The following is a 14,958-nucleotide window of genomic DNA, read 5'->3' as shown; positions in this document are numbered from 1 at the left end:
CGTCAGGCGGTGCGCCAGTCGAAGAAGCCCGGACCCGCCTGGCCAAGCAGTTTCGCGCCCATCTCCTCGCCAAGCGCGGCGCCGTCCTCGACAGGGGCGCTGGCCTCGTCCGAAAGGCATTCCGAGCCATCGGGGCGCAGGATCTCGCCGCGCAGCCGGAGCGTGCCGCCGTCGAGTTCGGCAAGGCCCGCGATCGGCGTCTCGCAGGAGCCGTCGAGCCGGGCCAGGAACGCGCGTTCCGCGGCGAGGCGCTTGGCGGTCTCGACATCGTGGATCGCTTCGAGCATGGCGGCGGCGCGGCCGTCGTCGGCGCGCCGCTCGATCCCGATCGCGCCCTGCGCCACGGCGGGAAGCATGTCCTCGGGGGCGATCGGCCCGCGCGACACATGCGCCATGCCGAGACGGTTGAGCCCCGCCATCGCGAGGAAGGTGGCGGCGGCCACGCCGTCCTCGAGCTTCTTCAGCCGCGTCTGCACGTTGCCGCGGAACTCCACCACCCGAAGCTCGGGCCGGCGCCACAGAAGCTGCGCGCGGCGGCGCAGCGACGAGGTGCCCACGACCGTGCCGGCGGGAAGATCGGCGAGCGCCGCGTGGGCATGGCTCACGAAGGCGTCGCGCATGTCCTCGCGCGGCAGGTAGGTGTCGAGGGCGAGGCCCGCGGGCTGCGCCACCGGCATGTCCTTCATCGAATGCACCGCGAGGTCAATCTCGCCCGAAAGGAGCGCCTCCTCGATCTCGCGGGTGAACAGGCCCTTGCCGCCGATCTCCTTCAGCGGGCGGTCGAGGACGCGGTCGCCCGTCGTCTTGATCACGACGATCTCGAAGGCGTCCTCGGGCAGGTCGAAGGCGGCGGCGAGGCGGCCGCGGGTCTCGTGCGCCTGCGCGACGGCAAGCGGCGAGCCACGGGTGCCGATCTTCAGCGGTCGGGCGGGGGAGGGAAGGTCGATGCTCATGTCCTCCGTCTAAGTCTGTCAGGCGCGGCTGACAAGCGCCTGTCGGCTTGACAACCCCCTTCCCGGCGGGGAGGCATTGCGGGAACCATTGTCGAAAGGGTGGAAATGTCGGAGACCAAGACGATCCTGAAGTCGCTCGCCGGAGAGGCGCAGCCGGTGCCGCCGATCTGGATGATGCGGCAGGCGGGGCGCTACCTGCCCGAATACCGCGAAACGCGGGCCAAGGCGGGCGATTTCCTGTCGTTGTGCTACAACCCCGAGCTCGCGGCCGAGGTGACGCTGCAGCCGATCCGGCGCTACGGGTTCGACGCGTCGATCCTTTTCGCCGACATCCTGCTCTTGCCGCAGGCGCTGGGCGCCGATCTGTGGTTCGTGACCGGCGAGGGACCGCGGCTTTCCACGCTGACCACCGAGGCGGAGTTCGACGCGCTCAAGCCGGCCGAGGCGGTGCACGAGACGCTGAACCCGGTCTACGAGACGGTGCGCATCCTGTCGCGCGAGCTGCCCGCCGAGACCACGCTCATCGGTTTCGCCGGCGCGCCCTGGACCGTAGCGACCTACATGGTCGCCGGGCGCGGCACGCCGGACCAGGGCCCCGCCCACGCGCTCAAGAACGAGAACCCGGCACTTTTCCGGCGGCTCATCGACCGGCTGACGGACGGGACCATCGAGTATCTCGCCGCGCAGGTCGAGGCCGGGGCCGAGGTGGTGAAGATCTTCGACAGCTGGGCGGGATCGCTTTCCGGCGAGGATTTCGACACCTACGCGCTGGAGCCGTGCCGCAAGATCACCGCGGCGCTCAAGGCGCGGTATCCGGGCCTGCCCGTGATCGGGTTCCCGCGCGGCGCGGGCGAGCGCTACGTGGGCTTCGCGAAGGCGACCGGGGTGGATTGCGTGGCGCTCGACCAGGGCGTGGATCCCGACTGGGCCGCGCGCGAGGTGCAGCCGGAGGGTTGCGTGCAGGGCAACCTCGATCCGTCCCACCTCGTCACCGGCGGGGAGGCGCTGGAGCGCGAGACGCGCCGCATCGTCGAAGCGTTCCGGGGCGGGCCGCACATCTTCAACCTCGGCCACGGCATCACGCCGGACGCCGATCCCGAGAACGTGCACCGGATGATCGCCGCGGTGCGCGGCGCCTGACCGGAACGGGTCAGTAGTCGCGCTCGAAGAAGATGCCGAGGCTGGAACTGCCCTCGTTGTCCGCGCCGCCGCGGACGGTGAGGCTGCGGGTGATGTCGAGGTTGAGGTTGAGTTCCGTGGTGCCGTCGCTCTCCACCACCACGTCGGTGTAGATGTTCTCGCTGATATACTTGCCGGCGCGCACGGCGGTGGTGCCCTCGTCGGTCTGGCTGACGTCGAGATCGTCGAGGCCCGCGCCCTCGCGCAGCCCCGAGACGAGCCCCGGACCGCCGCCCGTCAGCTCCGAGACGGCGCTGGCCAGCTGGATCGCCTGGAACGGTGAAAGCTCGGAAAGGCTGCGCCCGAAAAGCAGCTTCGCCAGCACCTCGTCCTCCGGCAGGTCCGGGGTGGAGGTGAAGCGGAATTCGGGCTCCGACACCTCGCCCACGACCTCGATCGCGATCGCGAGGCCGTCGGCCTCGGTCTCCGCCACCAGCCGCACCCACGGGTCCAGCCCGCCCTGAAGCCGCACCTCGCCGTCCGTCAGCGCGAATCGCTGGCCGAGCAGGTCGAGCCGCCCGCGGATGAGGTCGAAACCGCCCTCGGGGATGAGGGTGTCCGAGGTGCCGAGCAGGCGCAGCTCGCCGCCGAACTCGGCGTCGAGGCCGCGGCCCCGGATGAAGATGCGCGCCGGCGAAGAAATGGTCAGGTCGAGCTCGAATGGCGCCGCGCGACGCCCGGCCGGCGCGTCCTGCCCGTTCCCGCCCGTCTCGAGCAGTCCCGCGTAGCTCAGCGTGCGGCGGACCGCAGGCGAGGGCGCGACATGCTCGATCGGGGGGATCTCGCCCAGCAGGGTCACGCCCGAGGAGGGCACGCGCAGCTCCGTGTCTGCGAGCGCGATCCGCCCGGCGATGCGCGCCCCGCCGGCAAGAGGGCCCGCGACGGTGATGCGGCCGTTGGCCCTTGTGCTATAGAGCCCCGGATCGCGCAGCACGGCGCGTTCCAGCGCGAGGGCGAGATCCGCGGCGAAGGGCGGCGAAATTGCGACCGGTCCCGAGACCGTGACGCGCCCCCCGGCGGCGGGCCGGGCGCGTGCCGCGATCTCGGCGCGTGCGTTCCGCAAGGTGATCGTCGTGTCGATATCCTCGATCACGCCGAGGGCGGAGGGATCGGTGAAACGCGCGCCGCTGGTCGAGACCGTGCCCGAAACCGCGTCCAGGCCCGGCGGGCCGGCGATGGCCAGGTCGAAGCGGGCGGTGCCCGAGATGCGCCGTGGCGCTAGCGCCGTGTTGGCCAGCGCCAGGGGCGCGCTGCCGCGGGCGGTCAGGTCGAGCCGCCCGCTGTCGGCCACCAGCCCGGCGACCGTGGCGGCGATCCCGCCGGGACCGGTCGCGTCGGCCGCGACACGCCAGCCTGCCGCTTCCGCGCGCGCCGTGCCCTGCACCGTCGCCGGGCCGGGCAGGTCGGCCACGACGCGGCCCAGATCCGCGACGCGCAGCGAATAGCTCACCGCCTGCAGGTCGCCATCGGCCCGCGCCGTGACGTTCGCCCCGTCGAAGGACAGGCGCGGAACCAGAAGCCGCCCGGCCGCGTTGCGCCGCGCCTCGAGCGCCAGCGTGCTGGAGCCTCCGATCAGCCCGTCGAGCGCCGCGTCGCCAAGCGAGAGGTTCGCGACGCGGCCGTCGGCGGTGACGTCGAAGGTGCCCTCTGCCGGGTCCGCGCTGCCGGCGAGCCGCAGATCGGCGGCGCCGCGGATCGGCCGGCCGAGAAGCCCCGAGAAGCGCGCGAGGCTCGCGGCGGACAGCTCGGCCTCGAACCGCGCGGCGAGGTCCCGGACCGGTGCCGCGACCTCGCCGGAGCCCGAAAGCCGCACCCCGCCCGCGTCGAGGCGCAGGCCCGAGAGGATCGCCGGGCCGTCGCGGGTGTAGTCGACGCGCCCCTCAAGCGCGACCTCGCGTCCGAGCGCCTGCGAAAGCGCGGCGTCGTCGGTCAAAAGGCCCGTCGCGGAGGCCGAGATGTCGGCGGTCACCCGGTCGGGCGCGCCGCCGCTTTCGGGTTGGGCGAAGGTGCCGCGCGCGTCGAGGCTCAGCGTTTCCGCCGACGCCCCGGCCGCGCTTGGCTCCACAAGTTCGGTGCGCAGGCTCCAGTCCTGGCCGGTCTCGGCGTTGAAGGTGGCCTGAAGTTCGGCGCCGCGGGTCACGAGCCGCTCCTCCCCGAGGGGCAGGATCGCCGGCCCGTTCTCCGCAGCGAGCCGTCCCGACGCGGTGAGCCCCAGAAGCCGCGTGCCCGCGAGGGTCACGCTGCCCGTGATCCGCGCGTCGCCGCGCCCGTCGCCGGTCGGCGACAGCAGGCCCAGATCGGTGATCCGGCCGCTGTATCCCAGCCGGCTCGTGCCGCTCGACACGGTTCCGTCGGCCGCGAGGACGAGGCCCCGCGACCTGACATTCAGGGTCCGGAGTTGCACGCCGGTCTCGTCGCGCAGCACGGCGATCTCCAGGTCGCTGCGCCCGGCCAGCAGACGCTTGCCGAGCGGATCGCCCGGATCGAGGTCGTCTCCGGTACCTGTGACCTCGAGGTCGAAGGCGCCCGACAGCGGGGCCACGCGCCCGTCCAGCACGACCTCGGCGGCGCCGCCGAGCTCGGTCCCGGCGAGGCTGCCGAAGCGGCCCAGATCCCAGGCGCGAAGCCGCACGTCGAAATCGGATTCGAGCCCCGTCTCGAGCCCCGCGAAGCTTGCGCTGCCCACGACCCCGTAATCCTCTCCGGCGAGGTCGAAGGCGTCGAGCCGCAGCGGCTGGCCGGGGACGTAGTCGAGCGCGACGGTGCCGGACAGCGCGCGGCCGAGCGCCTCGGCCAGTGCCGCATCCGCGGGGTCGAGCCCCTCGGCGTCGAGTTGCATCTCGGCGGTCGCCCGGCCGGCGCCCCCCGGGGAGATGATGCCGCCGCCCCGCAGGCGCATCGCCTCCGCCTGAAGCTCCGGCGTGTCGAGGCCCAGAAGGCTTGCCGAGCCCGTCCACATCTCGCCCGCGGCTTCGTCGTAGTTGATCGCGACGATGGCGCGGCGCAGGCGCGTGTCGCCGCCCGCCACCGGCAGCGTCACCGGGCCATCGCCCTCGGGGTCGGCGATGCGGAGCGTGATCGCCATGAGGCGCGGCCAGCCCGACGCGTTCAGCGTGACATCCCCGTGCAGCCGAAGCGCGCGCGACGAAAGGGCGAGGTCGTTCACGCGGGTTTCCCCGCCCGTGGAGCGCGCGACCTCTGCCGAGAAACGGACCTCCCGGCCGAAGAAGCTGCCCAGTTCCGGCGCGAAAAGCGGCGTCACGTCGCCGCCCAGATCGGCAAGCACGCGCCAGTCGGTGTCGTCGGTGTCCTCGGCGGCGCCCAGCAGCGTGACCGTGCCGGTCAGGCGCGGCGTGCCGTCGGTGGCCAGCGCGATCCGGGTGACGAGATCCCGCGTCGCGCCCTCGCCCTGCACGCGCATCTCGAGAGAGGGCGCGCCGGGCAGATCGAGCGCCTTCGCGGCAATGCCGCCGGGCCCTTCTTGCAGGATCAGGTCGATGCGCGCGGTCTCCTCGGCGGCGTCGTAATTCGCGGCGAAGCGGAACAGCCCCGCCGCGTCGTCCGTGCGCTGCGCGGCGAGGTCGATATCGGCCGAGCCGCCCCCCTCGGCCAACCGGGCGGAACCGGTGAGCGACAGCACCGCGGCCTGCCCCAGCACCGAACGCCCGAGATCAACCTCGGGGGCCGCGATCCGGCGGATATCCACGGAGACGGGAAGCTGCGGCAGGCTGAAGGGTTCGGCCTCCGGTTTCGGCAGCGCGGCCACGCCCTCGGGCGGCACGGGCGGGCGCGACACCTCGATCCGCTCGGCCGCGAACTCGTTGACCGAGATCCGCCCGCGCAGGACCTGCGCGCGGTTCCAGTCGAGCACGATGCCTTCCATCGAGAGCCAGACGCCCTCGTCGTCGGCGATCGTCAGCCGCTCGATGGTGGCCTTGCTCGACAAGGCGCCCCGGAAGCCCTGCACATCGACCGTCCGCCCGGCCCCGGAAAGCGAGTCCTGCAGGAACCGCGTGAGCACGCCCTTGTCGTCATCGGCGTCCTGGGCGGCCCCGGCCAGGGGAGAGAGCGCCGCCGTGCAGGCGACGAGAAGAACGCGCAGCAGTCTCAAAACGCCTGTCCGATCCCGATGTAGAAGAAGATGTCCTCGCCGGCCTTGGGTCCCGTGGTGGGCACCGCGAGATCCACCCGGATGGGGCCGATGCCGGTGTTGTAGCGCAGCCCGATCCCGGCGCCGGCCTGGTTGGCGCTGCCGCCGTCCGGAAAGCTTTCGTCGCTGACATAGCCGAGATCGTAGAACCCCACCACGCCGAAGGCGCCGCGCAGCTTGGCGCGCACCTCCGCCGACAGCGCGAGGAACGAGCGGCCGCCCACCTCCTCGCCGCCGGGCAGCGTGACGCCGAGCGACTGGTAATCCTGGCCCCGCACCGTTCCGCCGCCGCCGAGGTAGAACAGGTCCTCGGGCATCACCTCGGTGATGTCGGGCCCCATGACGGAGCCGAACTGAAGACGCCCGGCCAGCACCACCCGATCGTCCTCACCGAGCGCGCGATAGGCGCGGGCGTCGGCGGTCAGGCGCAGGCCCGATTCGGTGCCGTTCAGCCCGGCGAAGGGCATCGTCTCGACGTTCAGGTAATAGCCCCGCGCTGGGTCCAGGAAGTCGTCGCGCCGGTCGAGCTTCGCCGTCACGGGCAGGATGATCTGCGAAAAGTCCCGCGATCCGAGATCGTCCCGCGTGGAGGCGTAGCGATAGCCAAGCGACGCCGACGCCTCGAACTCGTCGCCGAAGGTGTGGATCAGTCCGGCGAGGATCTGGCCCTTGTCGCTTTCGAAGAGCGGGTCGTCGATGACCTCGAACCCCGCGCCCGCGAAGAAGTCGGTGTCGCTGTCGATCACCGCGGGGCGGCGAAAGCGGAATTCGACGAGGTAGTCCTCCCCGTCATCCTTGGTCCCGGTGCCGATGCCCGAGATTTCCGCGCCGACGCGGAACCGCTCGGCGCCGCCCAGAAGGTTGCGGTGCAGCCAGTAGGCCGAGACGGTGCCGCCTTCCTCGCTGGACAGCTCGGCGCCGAACCCGAACCGGCGCGGCGGGTTTTCCTGAAGCTGCACGGTGACGTCCAGCGTGCCGTCGGGCGAGGGCGTGTCCGCCTCGGTGACGGCGACGGAGCTGAAGGTCCCGGTGCGGCGCAGCCGCGCGACCGCGCGGTCCAGATCCTCGGGGTCGAAGACCGAGCCCTCGGGCAGGCCCGCGATCTTGCGGATGCGCTTTGCCGAAACGGTCTCCGCCCCGGACACAAGAAGCCGCCCGAACCGCAGCCGCGGGCCCGGGGCAAGGCGAAGATCCGCGTTCAGCCGCCTTTCGGGCTGCATGGCGACGATCCGCTGCTCGGACAGTTCCGCCTTGGCGTGGCCGATATCGCGCCACGCGGTGATTCCGCCGCGCGCGGCTCCCCGCATGACCGAAAGGCGCGCGCGCTCGCCGGTGCGAAAGCTTTCCCGCGGCGAGACGCCGGGCGGCAGGGGGGCGATCTCGGCCCGTCCGAAGCGGAAGCGCGGCCCCGGCGTCACCTCGACCTCGAGGGTGGCGATCCGGGCGGGCGCCTCGAAGGGCGACAGCGTCGCCGCCTCGCGCCCGTCGATGCGGATGGAGACCTCCGGCCCGAAATACCCCTCCTCGTAGAGCGCCGACATGATGCGGCGGTAATCCGCCTGCGCTGCGGCGATGATGTCTTGCGGCGCGGCGTCCGGGTCCTCGGCGGCGGTCGCGGACAGCATCGCGCCGCGGATCGAGCCCCTCAGATCTTCGGCGTTGGGGGGCAGGGCCAGCCGGAAATCCAGCGCCTGCGCCGCGGACGCGAAGGCGAGCGCGGCCCCGAGGACGAGGACGCGCAAGATCGTCAGGCGGATCAGGGGCAGAGCCATCGACTCTCCGGCGTTTGGGCGGCTCGCGGCAGTGTTGCCGCCGCGCCGGGGTTTCGCAAGGTCGCAGAAGGGACGAAGCCTGCCGCGCGTGGTCTCCGGCGCCCGGTCAGGAAAGGCGGGCGACGACGTAGTCCGAAATTTCGCCCAGAATGTCGCGGAATTCGTGCGGCGGCACTGCACCCAGCGCCTCCCGGGCACGCGCGGCCCATGCCATCGCCTCGTCGCGGGTGGCGGCGAGCGTGCCGTGGCGGTCCATGAGCTCGAGCGCGTGGTCGAGATCGCCGTCGCGCTGGTCGCCCGTCTCGATCACGCGGGTCCAGAAGGCGCGCTCCTCGGCGTCGGCCCGGGCGACGGCCTTGATGATCGGCAGCGTCAGCTTCCGCTCGCGGAAGTCGTCGCCCACGTTCTTGCCGGTCGCCGTGGCGTCGCCGCGAAAATCGAGAAGATCGTCGGCGATCTGGAAGGCGATGCCCAGCGCGTCTCCGTAGGCGAAAAGCGCGCGCCGCACGTCCTCGGGTGCGTCCGCGATCACCCCGCCCGCCTCGGTCGCCGCCGAGAAGAGCGCGGCGGTCTTGCCGCGGACGACCTGGAGATAGGTCTCCTCGGTGGTGGCCAGGTTCCGCGCCGCCTGAAGCTGCAGCACCTCGCCCTCGGCGATGGTGGCCGCGGCGTTTGACAGGATGTCGAGCACCTCGAGCGAGCCGGTTTCCACCATCAGCTGGAACGCCCGCGCGAACAGGTAATCGCCCACCAGCACAGAGGACTTGTTGTCCCAGAGCAGGTTGGCGGTGGGCCGGCCGCGGCGCTGGCGGCTTTCGTCGACCACGTCGTCGTGCAGCAGCGTCGCGGTGTGGATGAACTCCACCGTGGCAGCAAGCCGCAGGTGGTGCGCGCCCGTGTAGCCGCACAGCCGCGCGGCGGCGAGCACCAGCATCGGGCGCAGCCGCTTGCCGCCGGCTTCCACCAGGTGGGCTGTCACCTCCGGGATGCGCGGCGCGTGGCGCGAGGCCATCCGCTCGCGGATCAGCGTGTTGACCCGGTCGAGATCTTCCGCAAGCAGGGCGGCGAGCCGGTCCTGAGGCTTTCGCGCGGTGCTGTCCAGGCTCATCACACCCCCGTAACAAGGCTCGACATCGGCGCGGCCCCGTCCTTATCTGCGTCCCATGAGAGAGCTTATCCGCACCAACGACCTGGCGCTCATCGCTTACGTGCAGGCGCTTCTCAGGGGCGAGGATATAGAGTTCTTCGAGTTGGACGTAAACATGAGCGTGCTCGAAGGCTCCATCGGCATCCTGCCGCGCCGGATCATGGTGCGACAGGAGGATCTTTTCGTCGCGCGCGCGCTCCTGCGGGATGCGGACGTGCCGCTGGATGGCTGAGGCCGACGCGCAGACGACGCAGGACGCGTTCCTGGGCGGCCGGCTCACGATCCGGCAACCCGCGCGGGGCTATCGCGCCGGGCTGGATCCGGTGCTTCTGGCCGCCGCCGTCCCGGCCCGTGCGGGCGAACATGTGCTCGAGCTCGGGTGCGGGGTGGGCGTGGCCTCCCTCTGCCTCGGGACGCGGGTCGCGGGGCTGTCGCTGACGGGGCTGGAGCTTCAGCCGGCCTATGCCGCGCTCGCCCTCGAGAATGGCGCGCAGAACGGCATTCCGTTCGAGGTGATCGGGGGCGACGTCGCGGCGGTGCCCGCGACGCTTCGGGCCCGGCTCTTCGATCACGTCATCGCCAACCCGCCATGGTTCCCGCGGGGCGCGTCGGTTCCGGCGGCCGACACCGGCCGCGAGACCGCGCTGGGCGAGGGCGTGCCGCTCGAGGCATGGATCGCGGCCGCGGCGCGGCGGCTGCGTCCGCGCGGCCGCCTCACGCTGATCCACCGCGCGGAGCGGCTGCCCGATATCCTGTCCGCCCTGGCCGGCCGCCTGGGAAGCGTCGAGGTCCTGCCGCTCGCGCCGCGCGCGGGACGGCCCGCGCAGCTGGTCCTGCTACGGGCGCGCAAGGGCGGGCGCGCGCCCTTCCGCCTGCACGCGCCGGTGGCCCTGCACGAGGGCGACCGTCACCCGGGCGACGGGGAGCATTACACGCCCCCGATCCGTGCCGTGCTGCGCGACGGCGCGGCGCTGCCTTTTCCGGCGGACGATGGAAAAGGTTGACGTAACGGCAACCTATTTCGCAGCTGCGGCGTGACAGGTCGCGCGATTCGTGGTGCACTCAATCTCCAACCAAGCGTGAAGGAGGATCTCATGAGCTTGTCGGCGCATGTTCAGGAACTGAAGAGAAAGCACCAGGCCCTTTCCGACGCGGTAGAGCAGGCTCAACGCGCCCCCAGCACGTCCGGCGAACAGATCGCGGAGCTGAAAAAGAAGAAGCTGCGCCTGAAAGAAGAGATCACCCGCCTGTCGGGCCAGCCCGCCGAGTGAAGGCGGGTCCGGGGCGGGCACGATGCGCCGCCCCGTGAAGCCCGCCCCGTAGAGCGCCACGAAGCCCGCGGAGAATGCGGGGACGATGCATGCGACCGATCTGAAGGTTCTCCGCAAGCCGGCCAGCCTGCGGACGAAAACGGGGGTTCTGACGACGGATGGGCCGGTGACGCGCGGATCGCCATCCGGCGCATGACAGAGGCCCGAAGGTCATCCCGTGCGCCATCTCGTTGGGCGTCGCCGTCTCCTTCCGGCCTCGACCGTTACAGAGGTCCGGATCCGGTTTCGGCGGTTCTCCGCCAAGCGGGACTGAAAGCTCCCGAAGATGCGAGAAAGGGATGATCGCGCCGAACTGCCGGCGCGATCATAAACCTTCTGTAAGGGCGCATGGAGGATAGGCCCATGGCTGATTTGCGCGGCGGCGCGCGTCAGACGAGGTACTGCGCGCCGTTCGCCGTAATCGTGGACCCGTTGATGAAGGAGGCGTCTTCCGAGACGAGGAAGCCCACGCAGCGGGCGATCTCCTCGGGCTCGCCAAGGCGCCCGGCCGGGATCATGCCGATGATCGCCTCGCGCACCTTGTCGGGCACCGCCATCACCATCTCGGTCGCGATATAGCCCGGGCAGATCGCGTTGGCGGTGATGCCCTTGGCCGCCCCTTCCTGGGCGAGGCTCTTGATGATCCCGAGATCGCCCGCCTTGGTCGCCGCGTAGTTCACCTGCCCGAACTGGCCCTTCTGGCCGTTGATCGAACTGATGACCACGATGCGCCCGAAGCCGCGCTCGCGCATGCCGGGCCAGACCGGGTGGATGGTGTTGAAGACGCCGCTGAGGTTGGTGTCGATCACCTCTTTCCACTGTTCGGGCGTCATCTTGTGGAAGGGGGCGTCGCGGGTGATGCCCGCGTTGGCCACGATGATGTCCACCGGCCCATGCGCGGACTCCACCCGGGCGATGCCCTCTTTCGAGGCCTCGTAATCGGCGACGTTCCACTTGTAAGTCTTGATGCCCGTTTCCTCGGTGAACCTGGCGGCCGCGTCGTCGTTGCCGGCGTAGCTTGCCGCGACGTCGTAGCCCGCGGCCTTCAGGTCCTTGCTGATCGCCGCGCCGATGCCGCGCGTTCCGCCGGTGACGAGTGCAACTCTTGCCATGATGTCCCTCCAGTTCTGGCAGTCGTTTCGGTAACTTGGTTATCCATTCGCCGGCACTGACGCAACATTGTTGCGCCCCTGATTGGCCTCGCGCCACGAAAAAGGGGCGCCGGAGCGCCCCTTTCCGTTGGATTTCCGGCCGGTTATCCGCGCTCCACGCACATCGCGACGCCCATGCCGCCACCGATGCAGAGCGTGGCGAGACCTTTCTTCGCGTCCCGCCGCTGCATCTCGTGGAGCAGCGTGTTCAGGATGCGCGCGCCCGAGGCGCCGATCGGGTGGCCGATGGCGATGGCGCCGCCGTTCACGTTCACGATCTCGGGATCCCAGCCCATGTCCTTGTTCACCGCGCAGGCCTGCGCGGCGAAGGCCTCGTTCGCCTCCACGAGGTCGAGGTCGTCGACCTTCCAGCCGGCCTTCTCGAGCGCCCGGCGCGAGGCGGGGATCGGGCCCGATCCCATGATGCTCGGGTCCACGCCGGCGGTCGCGTAGGAGACGATGCGCGCCAGCGGCTCGATGCCGCGACGCTCGGCCTCCTCCGCGCTCATCAGAAGCACCGCAGCCGCGCCGTCGTTGATCCCGCTGGCGTTGGCCGCCGTCACGCTGCCGTCCTTGGTGAAGGCGGGGCGCAGCTTCTGCATGCCCTCGATCGTGGCGCCGTGGCGGATGTATTCGTCCTTGTCCACCACCGTCTCGCCCTTGCGGTGGGTGACGGTGACCGGCACCACCTCGTCGTCGAACTTGCCCGCCTTCTGCGCGGCCTCGGCCTTGTTCTGGGAGGCGAGGGCGAACTCGTCCTGCATCTCGCGGCTGATCTGCCATTTCTGGGCGACGTTCTCGGCGGTCTGGCCCATGTGGTAGCCGTTGAAGGCGTCCCAGAGGCCGTCGCGGATCATCGTGTCGATGTAGCTCATGTCGCCCATCTTGTGGCCGTTGCGCAGATGTGCGGCGTGGGTCGACAGCGACATGCTCTCCTGTCCGCCGGCAAGCACGATCCCGGCATCGCCGAGCTGGATATGCTGCGCGCCGAGCGCGACCGCGCGCAGGCCCGAGCCGCAGACCTGGTTGATGCCCCAGGCCGGGGCCTCGATCGGGAAGCCCGCGTTCACATGCGCCTGGCGCGCGGGGTTCTGACCCTGTGCGGCGGTCAGCACCTGCCCGAGGATGGTTTCCGAGACCTCGTCCTTCGCGACGCCGGCGCGCTCGGCCACCGCCTCCAGAACGATCCGGCCGAGTTCGTGCGCGGGCAGGGTGGAGAGGGAGCCGTTGAAACTGCCCACTGGGGTTCGTGCGGCAGATGCGATTACGACGTTGGTCATGCGTGTCCTCCTGGATCGGGCGTTGAGAGGGGCGCCGTGCGCGCGAGCGAGTCGCGCGACCGTCACTCCCGGTCTTACCGGAGGTCAATAAAGCATCCGTCCCCACGCCTCAACGGGCGGGTGCGGCGCTCAGCCGGCGCGGCGCGTTCCCTTGCGCGCCGCCCAGGGCGGCTGTGCCGTCGGTGCCGCGAAGAAGTGCCCCTGCAGGCAATCGACACCGATCTCGGCCAGGACGCGGGCGTCGGCGGCCTGTTCCACGCGCTCTGCCACGGTGAACATGTCGAGCTGGCGGGCCAGTTCCACGATGCCCCGCGTCAGCACCTGGTTGTCGGCATCGCGGTGGATGTCGCGGACATACTGCCCGTCGATCTTCAGGATATCGAAGGTGAAGGCCCGGAAATGCCGCAGCACGATGCTGCCGGAGCCGAACCCGTCCAGCGCGAAGGACACGCCGCGGCGCTGCATCGCGCCCATGAAGGCGATGACGACCTCCGGCATGAGCATCGCGCCGGCCTCGGCGATCTCGAGGATGAGGCGTTCCGCGATGCCGCGGTCGCGCGTCAGCCCGCGCTCGAGCGTGCGCGTCCAGCGCCGGTAGCCGATGGAGCGTGCGGACATGTTGATCGACAGGCGAAGCTCCGGCTGCTGTGCAAGGGTGCGCAACCCCCGCTCCAGCGCGAGGCAGTCGAGTTCGCGGCCCGTTTCGGTCTCTTCGACCGCGGCGATGAAGTCCTTGGCGGGGATCACGCGCCCGGTCTCGTCGAGCACGCGCACGAGACCCTCCCAGAAGGCCGTGCGCGACTGGTCCGCGGCGGTCACGACCGGCTGGAACGCCAGGAGGACGTTGCGGTGACGCACGGCCTCGGCCACCATGTCGAGCGCGCGGGCGTCGCGCGCGGCCACCGCCTCGGCGAGCGGGTTGGAGGCCGCGCCCTCGGCGCCGCGCTCGTTCTCTGCGATCCGGGTCCCGCCTCGACGCGCCATCGGCACCTCCGTTCGTTGCAGTGCTGGGGTCGTCCGGGCATCCTGCACGCGGATGGCTTAACGGTTCGTCTATGGCGGCGGCGCAGGCATGCCTTTCCGGCGGTGCGGGGCGGGGCGCGCAGCCCCGTTGACACGGCCTTTTCAGCGTGTATACCCGCGCCCTCATTGGTGTTGGTGGCCCCCGCAAGGGGATGCCTGTCGGGCAGCCGGACACTCCGGCGCAGATCCAGAGGACAACGCCCTTCGCAACCGCGCCCCGAGGGGCGCATCGGAAGGAGATCAGACGGTGACCAAACGCACCTCTGCCAAGTACAAGATCGACCGCCGCATGGGCGAAAACATCTGGGGCCGCCCGAAAAGCCCCGTGAACCGCCGCGAATACGGACCCGGCCAGCACGGCCAGCGCCGCAAGGGCAAGATGTCCGACTTCGGCCTCCAGCTGCGCGCGAAGCAGAAGCTCAAGGGCTATTACGGCGACATGACCGAAAAGCAGTTCCGCCGCATCTACGGCGAGGCGGAGCGCGTTCGCGGCGATACCGGCGAGATCCTGATCGGCCTGCTGGAGCGTCGCCTCGACGCCGTGGTCTACCGCGCCAAGTTCGTGGCCACCGTTTTCGCCGCGCGCCAGTTCGTGAACCACGGCCATGTGATGGTGAACGGCAAGCGGGTGAACATCCCCTCCTTCCGCGTGAACGAGGGCGACGTGATCGAGGTGCGCGAGAAGTCCAAGCAGCTGGCCTCCGTGCTCGAGGCGATCCAGCTGCCCGAGCGCGACGTGCCCGACTATCTCGACGTCGACACCAGCAAGATGACCGCGACCTTCGTGCGAACGCCGGGCCTGTCGGACGTGCCCTACCCGGTGCAGATGGAGCCGAACCTCGTCATCGAATACTACGCCCAGAACTGATCGGCGGCCACGGTACGGAAGATGTGCGGGACCGTCCTTCGGGGCGGTCCCTTGCGTGTCCGGCGCCCCTTCGCCACGGCGCGGTTTCGCGGCTTTCGCAGGCCCGGCGTGGCGTATATAGGGGA

12 protein-coding genes are annotated in these 14,958 nt (G+C 70.7%); 5 read left to right on the top strand and 7 right to left on the bottom strand.

The genetic code is table 11. The features are described from left to right. Positions 1–2 precede the first annotated feature (2 nt). A complete protein-coding gene (hemC, locus tag AB6A66_RS13760; RefSeq protein WP_371056331.1) occupies positions 3–953 on the bottom strand; it encodes a hydroxymethylbilane synthase in 951 nt (316 codons plus the stop codon). 105 nt (positions 954–1,058) lie between these two features. Here hemC and hemE point away from each other — a divergent pair, with 105 nt between their 5' ends. Beyond that, positions 1,059–2,093 (top strand): uroporphyrinogen decarboxylase, encoded by a 1,035-nt coding sequence (gene hemE / locus AB6A66_RS13755; RefSeq protein WP_371056330.1) that lies wholly within the window; start codon positions 1,059–1,061, stop codon positions 2,091–2,093. A 10-nt stretch (positions 2,094–2,103) separates the two neighbouring features. Here hemE and AB6A66_RS13750 read toward each other — a convergent pair whose 3' ends face one another. The 3 genes from AB6A66_RS13750 to AB6A66_RS13740 form a co-directional block, all read right to left on the bottom strand. Continuing rightward, on the bottom strand, positions 2,104–6,243 hold the full coding sequence (locus tag AB6A66_RS13750; RefSeq protein ID WP_371056329.1) for a translocation/assembly module TamB domain-containing protein: 4,140 nt from the start codon (positions 6,241–6,243) through the stop codon (positions 2,104–2,106). Next, complete coding sequence (locus AB6A66_RS13745; protein ID WP_371056328.1) at positions 6,240–8,054, bottom strand: autotransporter assembly complex family protein; 1,815 nt, start codon at positions 8,052–8,054, stop codon at positions 6,240–6,242. The genes AB6A66_RS13750 and AB6A66_RS13745 overlap by 4 nt, the downstream gene beginning before the upstream one ends. 106 nt (positions 8,055–8,160) lie before the next feature. Next, complete coding sequence (locus AB6A66_RS13740) at positions 8,161–9,162, bottom strand: polyprenyl synthetase family protein (protein WP_371056327.1); 1,002 nt, start codon at positions 9,160–9,162, stop codon at positions 8,161–8,163. Positions 9,163–9,217: 55 nt separating this feature from the next. On the opposite strand from AB6A66_RS13740, the gene AB6A66_RS13735 reads away from it, so the two are divergent. The 3 genes from AB6A66_RS13735 (at position 9,218) to AB6A66_RS13725 (ending at position 10,472) form a co-directional block, all read left to right on the top strand. Continuing rightward, positions 9,218–9,433 carry a DUF2007 domain-containing protein gene (locus tag AB6A66_RS13735; RefSeq protein WP_371037193.1) on the top strand — a complete coding sequence of 72 codons (216 nt, stop codon included), beginning with the start codon at positions 9,218–9,220 and terminating at the stop codon, positions 9,431–9,433. Beyond that, the gene (locus AB6A66_RS13730) at positions 9,426–10,205 is read left to right on the top strand and encodes a tRNA1(Val) (adenine(37)-N6)-methyltransferase (RefSeq protein ID WP_371037192.1); all 780 of its coding nucleotides are present in this window, start codon (positions 9,426–9,428) and stop codon (positions 10,203–10,205) included. The genes AB6A66_RS13735 and AB6A66_RS13730 overlap by 8 nt, the downstream gene beginning before the upstream one ends. A 90-nt stretch (positions 10,206–10,295) precedes the next feature. Further along, entirely contained in the window at positions 10,296–10,472 is a 177-nt protein-coding gene (locus AB6A66_RS13725; RefSeq protein WP_371037191.1) for a YdcH family protein, read from the top strand. Between the two features lie 428 nt (positions 10,473–10,900). On the opposite strand, the gene phbB is transcribed toward AB6A66_RS13725, so the two are convergent. The 3 genes from phbB to AB6A66_RS13710 all read right to left on the bottom strand — a co-directional run bounded on the left by phbB (position 10,901) and on the right by AB6A66_RS13710 (position 13,926). Continuing rightward, the gene (gene phbB / locus AB6A66_RS13720) at positions 10,901–11,623 is read right to left on the bottom strand and encodes an acetoacetyl-CoA reductase (RefSeq protein WP_371056326.1); all 723 of its coding nucleotides are present in this window, start codon (positions 11,621–11,623) and stop codon (positions 10,901–10,903) included. A gap of 143 nt (positions 11,624–11,766) precedes the next feature. After that, the gene (locus AB6A66_RS13715) at positions 11,767–12,942 is read right to left on the bottom strand and encodes an acetyl-CoA C-acetyltransferase (RefSeq protein ID WP_371056325.1); all 1,176 of its coding nucleotides are present in this window, start codon (positions 12,940–12,942) and stop codon (positions 11,767–11,769) included. 129 nt (positions 12,943–13,071) lie between these two features. Further along, positions 13,072–13,926, bottom strand: coding sequence for an EAL domain-containing protein (locus AB6A66_RS13710; RefSeq protein WP_371056324.1), 855 nt, complete (start codon positions 13,924–13,926; stop codon positions 13,072–13,074). Between the two features lie 286 nt (positions 13,927–14,212). Here AB6A66_RS13710 and rpsD point away from each other — a divergent pair, with 286 nt between their 5' ends. After that, on the top strand, positions 14,213–14,833 hold the full coding sequence (rpsD, locus tag AB6A66_RS13705; protein ID WP_371037187.1) for a 30S ribosomal protein S4: 621 nt from the start codon (positions 14,213–14,215) through the stop codon (positions 14,831–14,833). The last annotated feature ends 125 nt before the right edge of the window (positions 14,834–14,958 follow it).

Source organism: Rhodosalinus sp. K401 (assembly GCF_041365735.1).
Lineage (GTDB): Bacteria > Pseudomonadota > Alphaproteobacteria > Rhodobacterales > Rhodobacteraceae > Rhodosalinus.
The sequence above is the reverse complement of the archived record's forward strand: the minus strand, read 5'-3'. Positions and strand labels throughout refer to the sequence as shown.

What these genes read in the sequence shown, in the direction of transcription:
- hemC (WP_371056331.1), bottom strand. Translation starts at nt 953, where the DNA reads ATGAGCATCGACCTTCCCTCCCCCGCCCGACCGCTGAAGATCGGCACC.
- hemE (WP_371056330.1), top strand. Translation starts at nt 1,059, where the DNA reads ATGTCGGAGACCAAGACGATCCTGAAGTCGCTCGCCGGAGAGGCGCAG.
- AB6A66_RS13745 (WP_371056328.1), bottom strand. Translation starts at nt 8,054, where the DNA reads ATGGCTCTGCCCCTGATCCGCCTGACGATCTTGCGCGTCCTCGTCCTC.
- AB6A66_RS13740 (WP_371056327.1), bottom strand. Translation starts at nt 9,162, where the DNA reads ATGAGCCTGGACAGCACCGCGCGAAAGCCTCAGGACCGGCTCGCCGCC.
- AB6A66_RS13735 (WP_371037193.1), top strand. Translation starts at nt 9,218, where the DNA reads ATGAGAGAGCTTATCCGCACCAACGACCTGGCGCTCATCGCTTACGTG.
- AB6A66_RS13730 (WP_371037192.1), top strand. Translation starts at nt 9,426, where the DNA reads ATGGCTGAGGCCGACGCGCAGACGACGCAGGACGCGTTCCTGGGCGGC.
- AB6A66_RS13725 (WP_371037191.1), top strand. Translation starts at nt 10,296, where the DNA reads ATGAGCTTGTCGGCGCATGTTCAGGAACTGAAGAGAAAGCACCAGGCC.
- phbB (WP_371056326.1), bottom strand. Translation starts at nt 11,623, where the DNA reads ATGGCAAGAGTTGCACTCGTCACCGGCGGAACGCGCGGCATCGGCGCG.
- AB6A66_RS13715 (WP_371056325.1), bottom strand. Translation starts at nt 12,942, where the DNA reads ATGACCAACGTCGTAATCGCATCTGCCGCACGAACCCCAGTGGGCAGT.
- AB6A66_RS13710 (WP_371056324.1), bottom strand. Translation starts at nt 13,926, where the DNA reads ATGGCGCGTCGAGGCGGGACCCGGATCGCAGAGAACGAGCGCGGCGCC.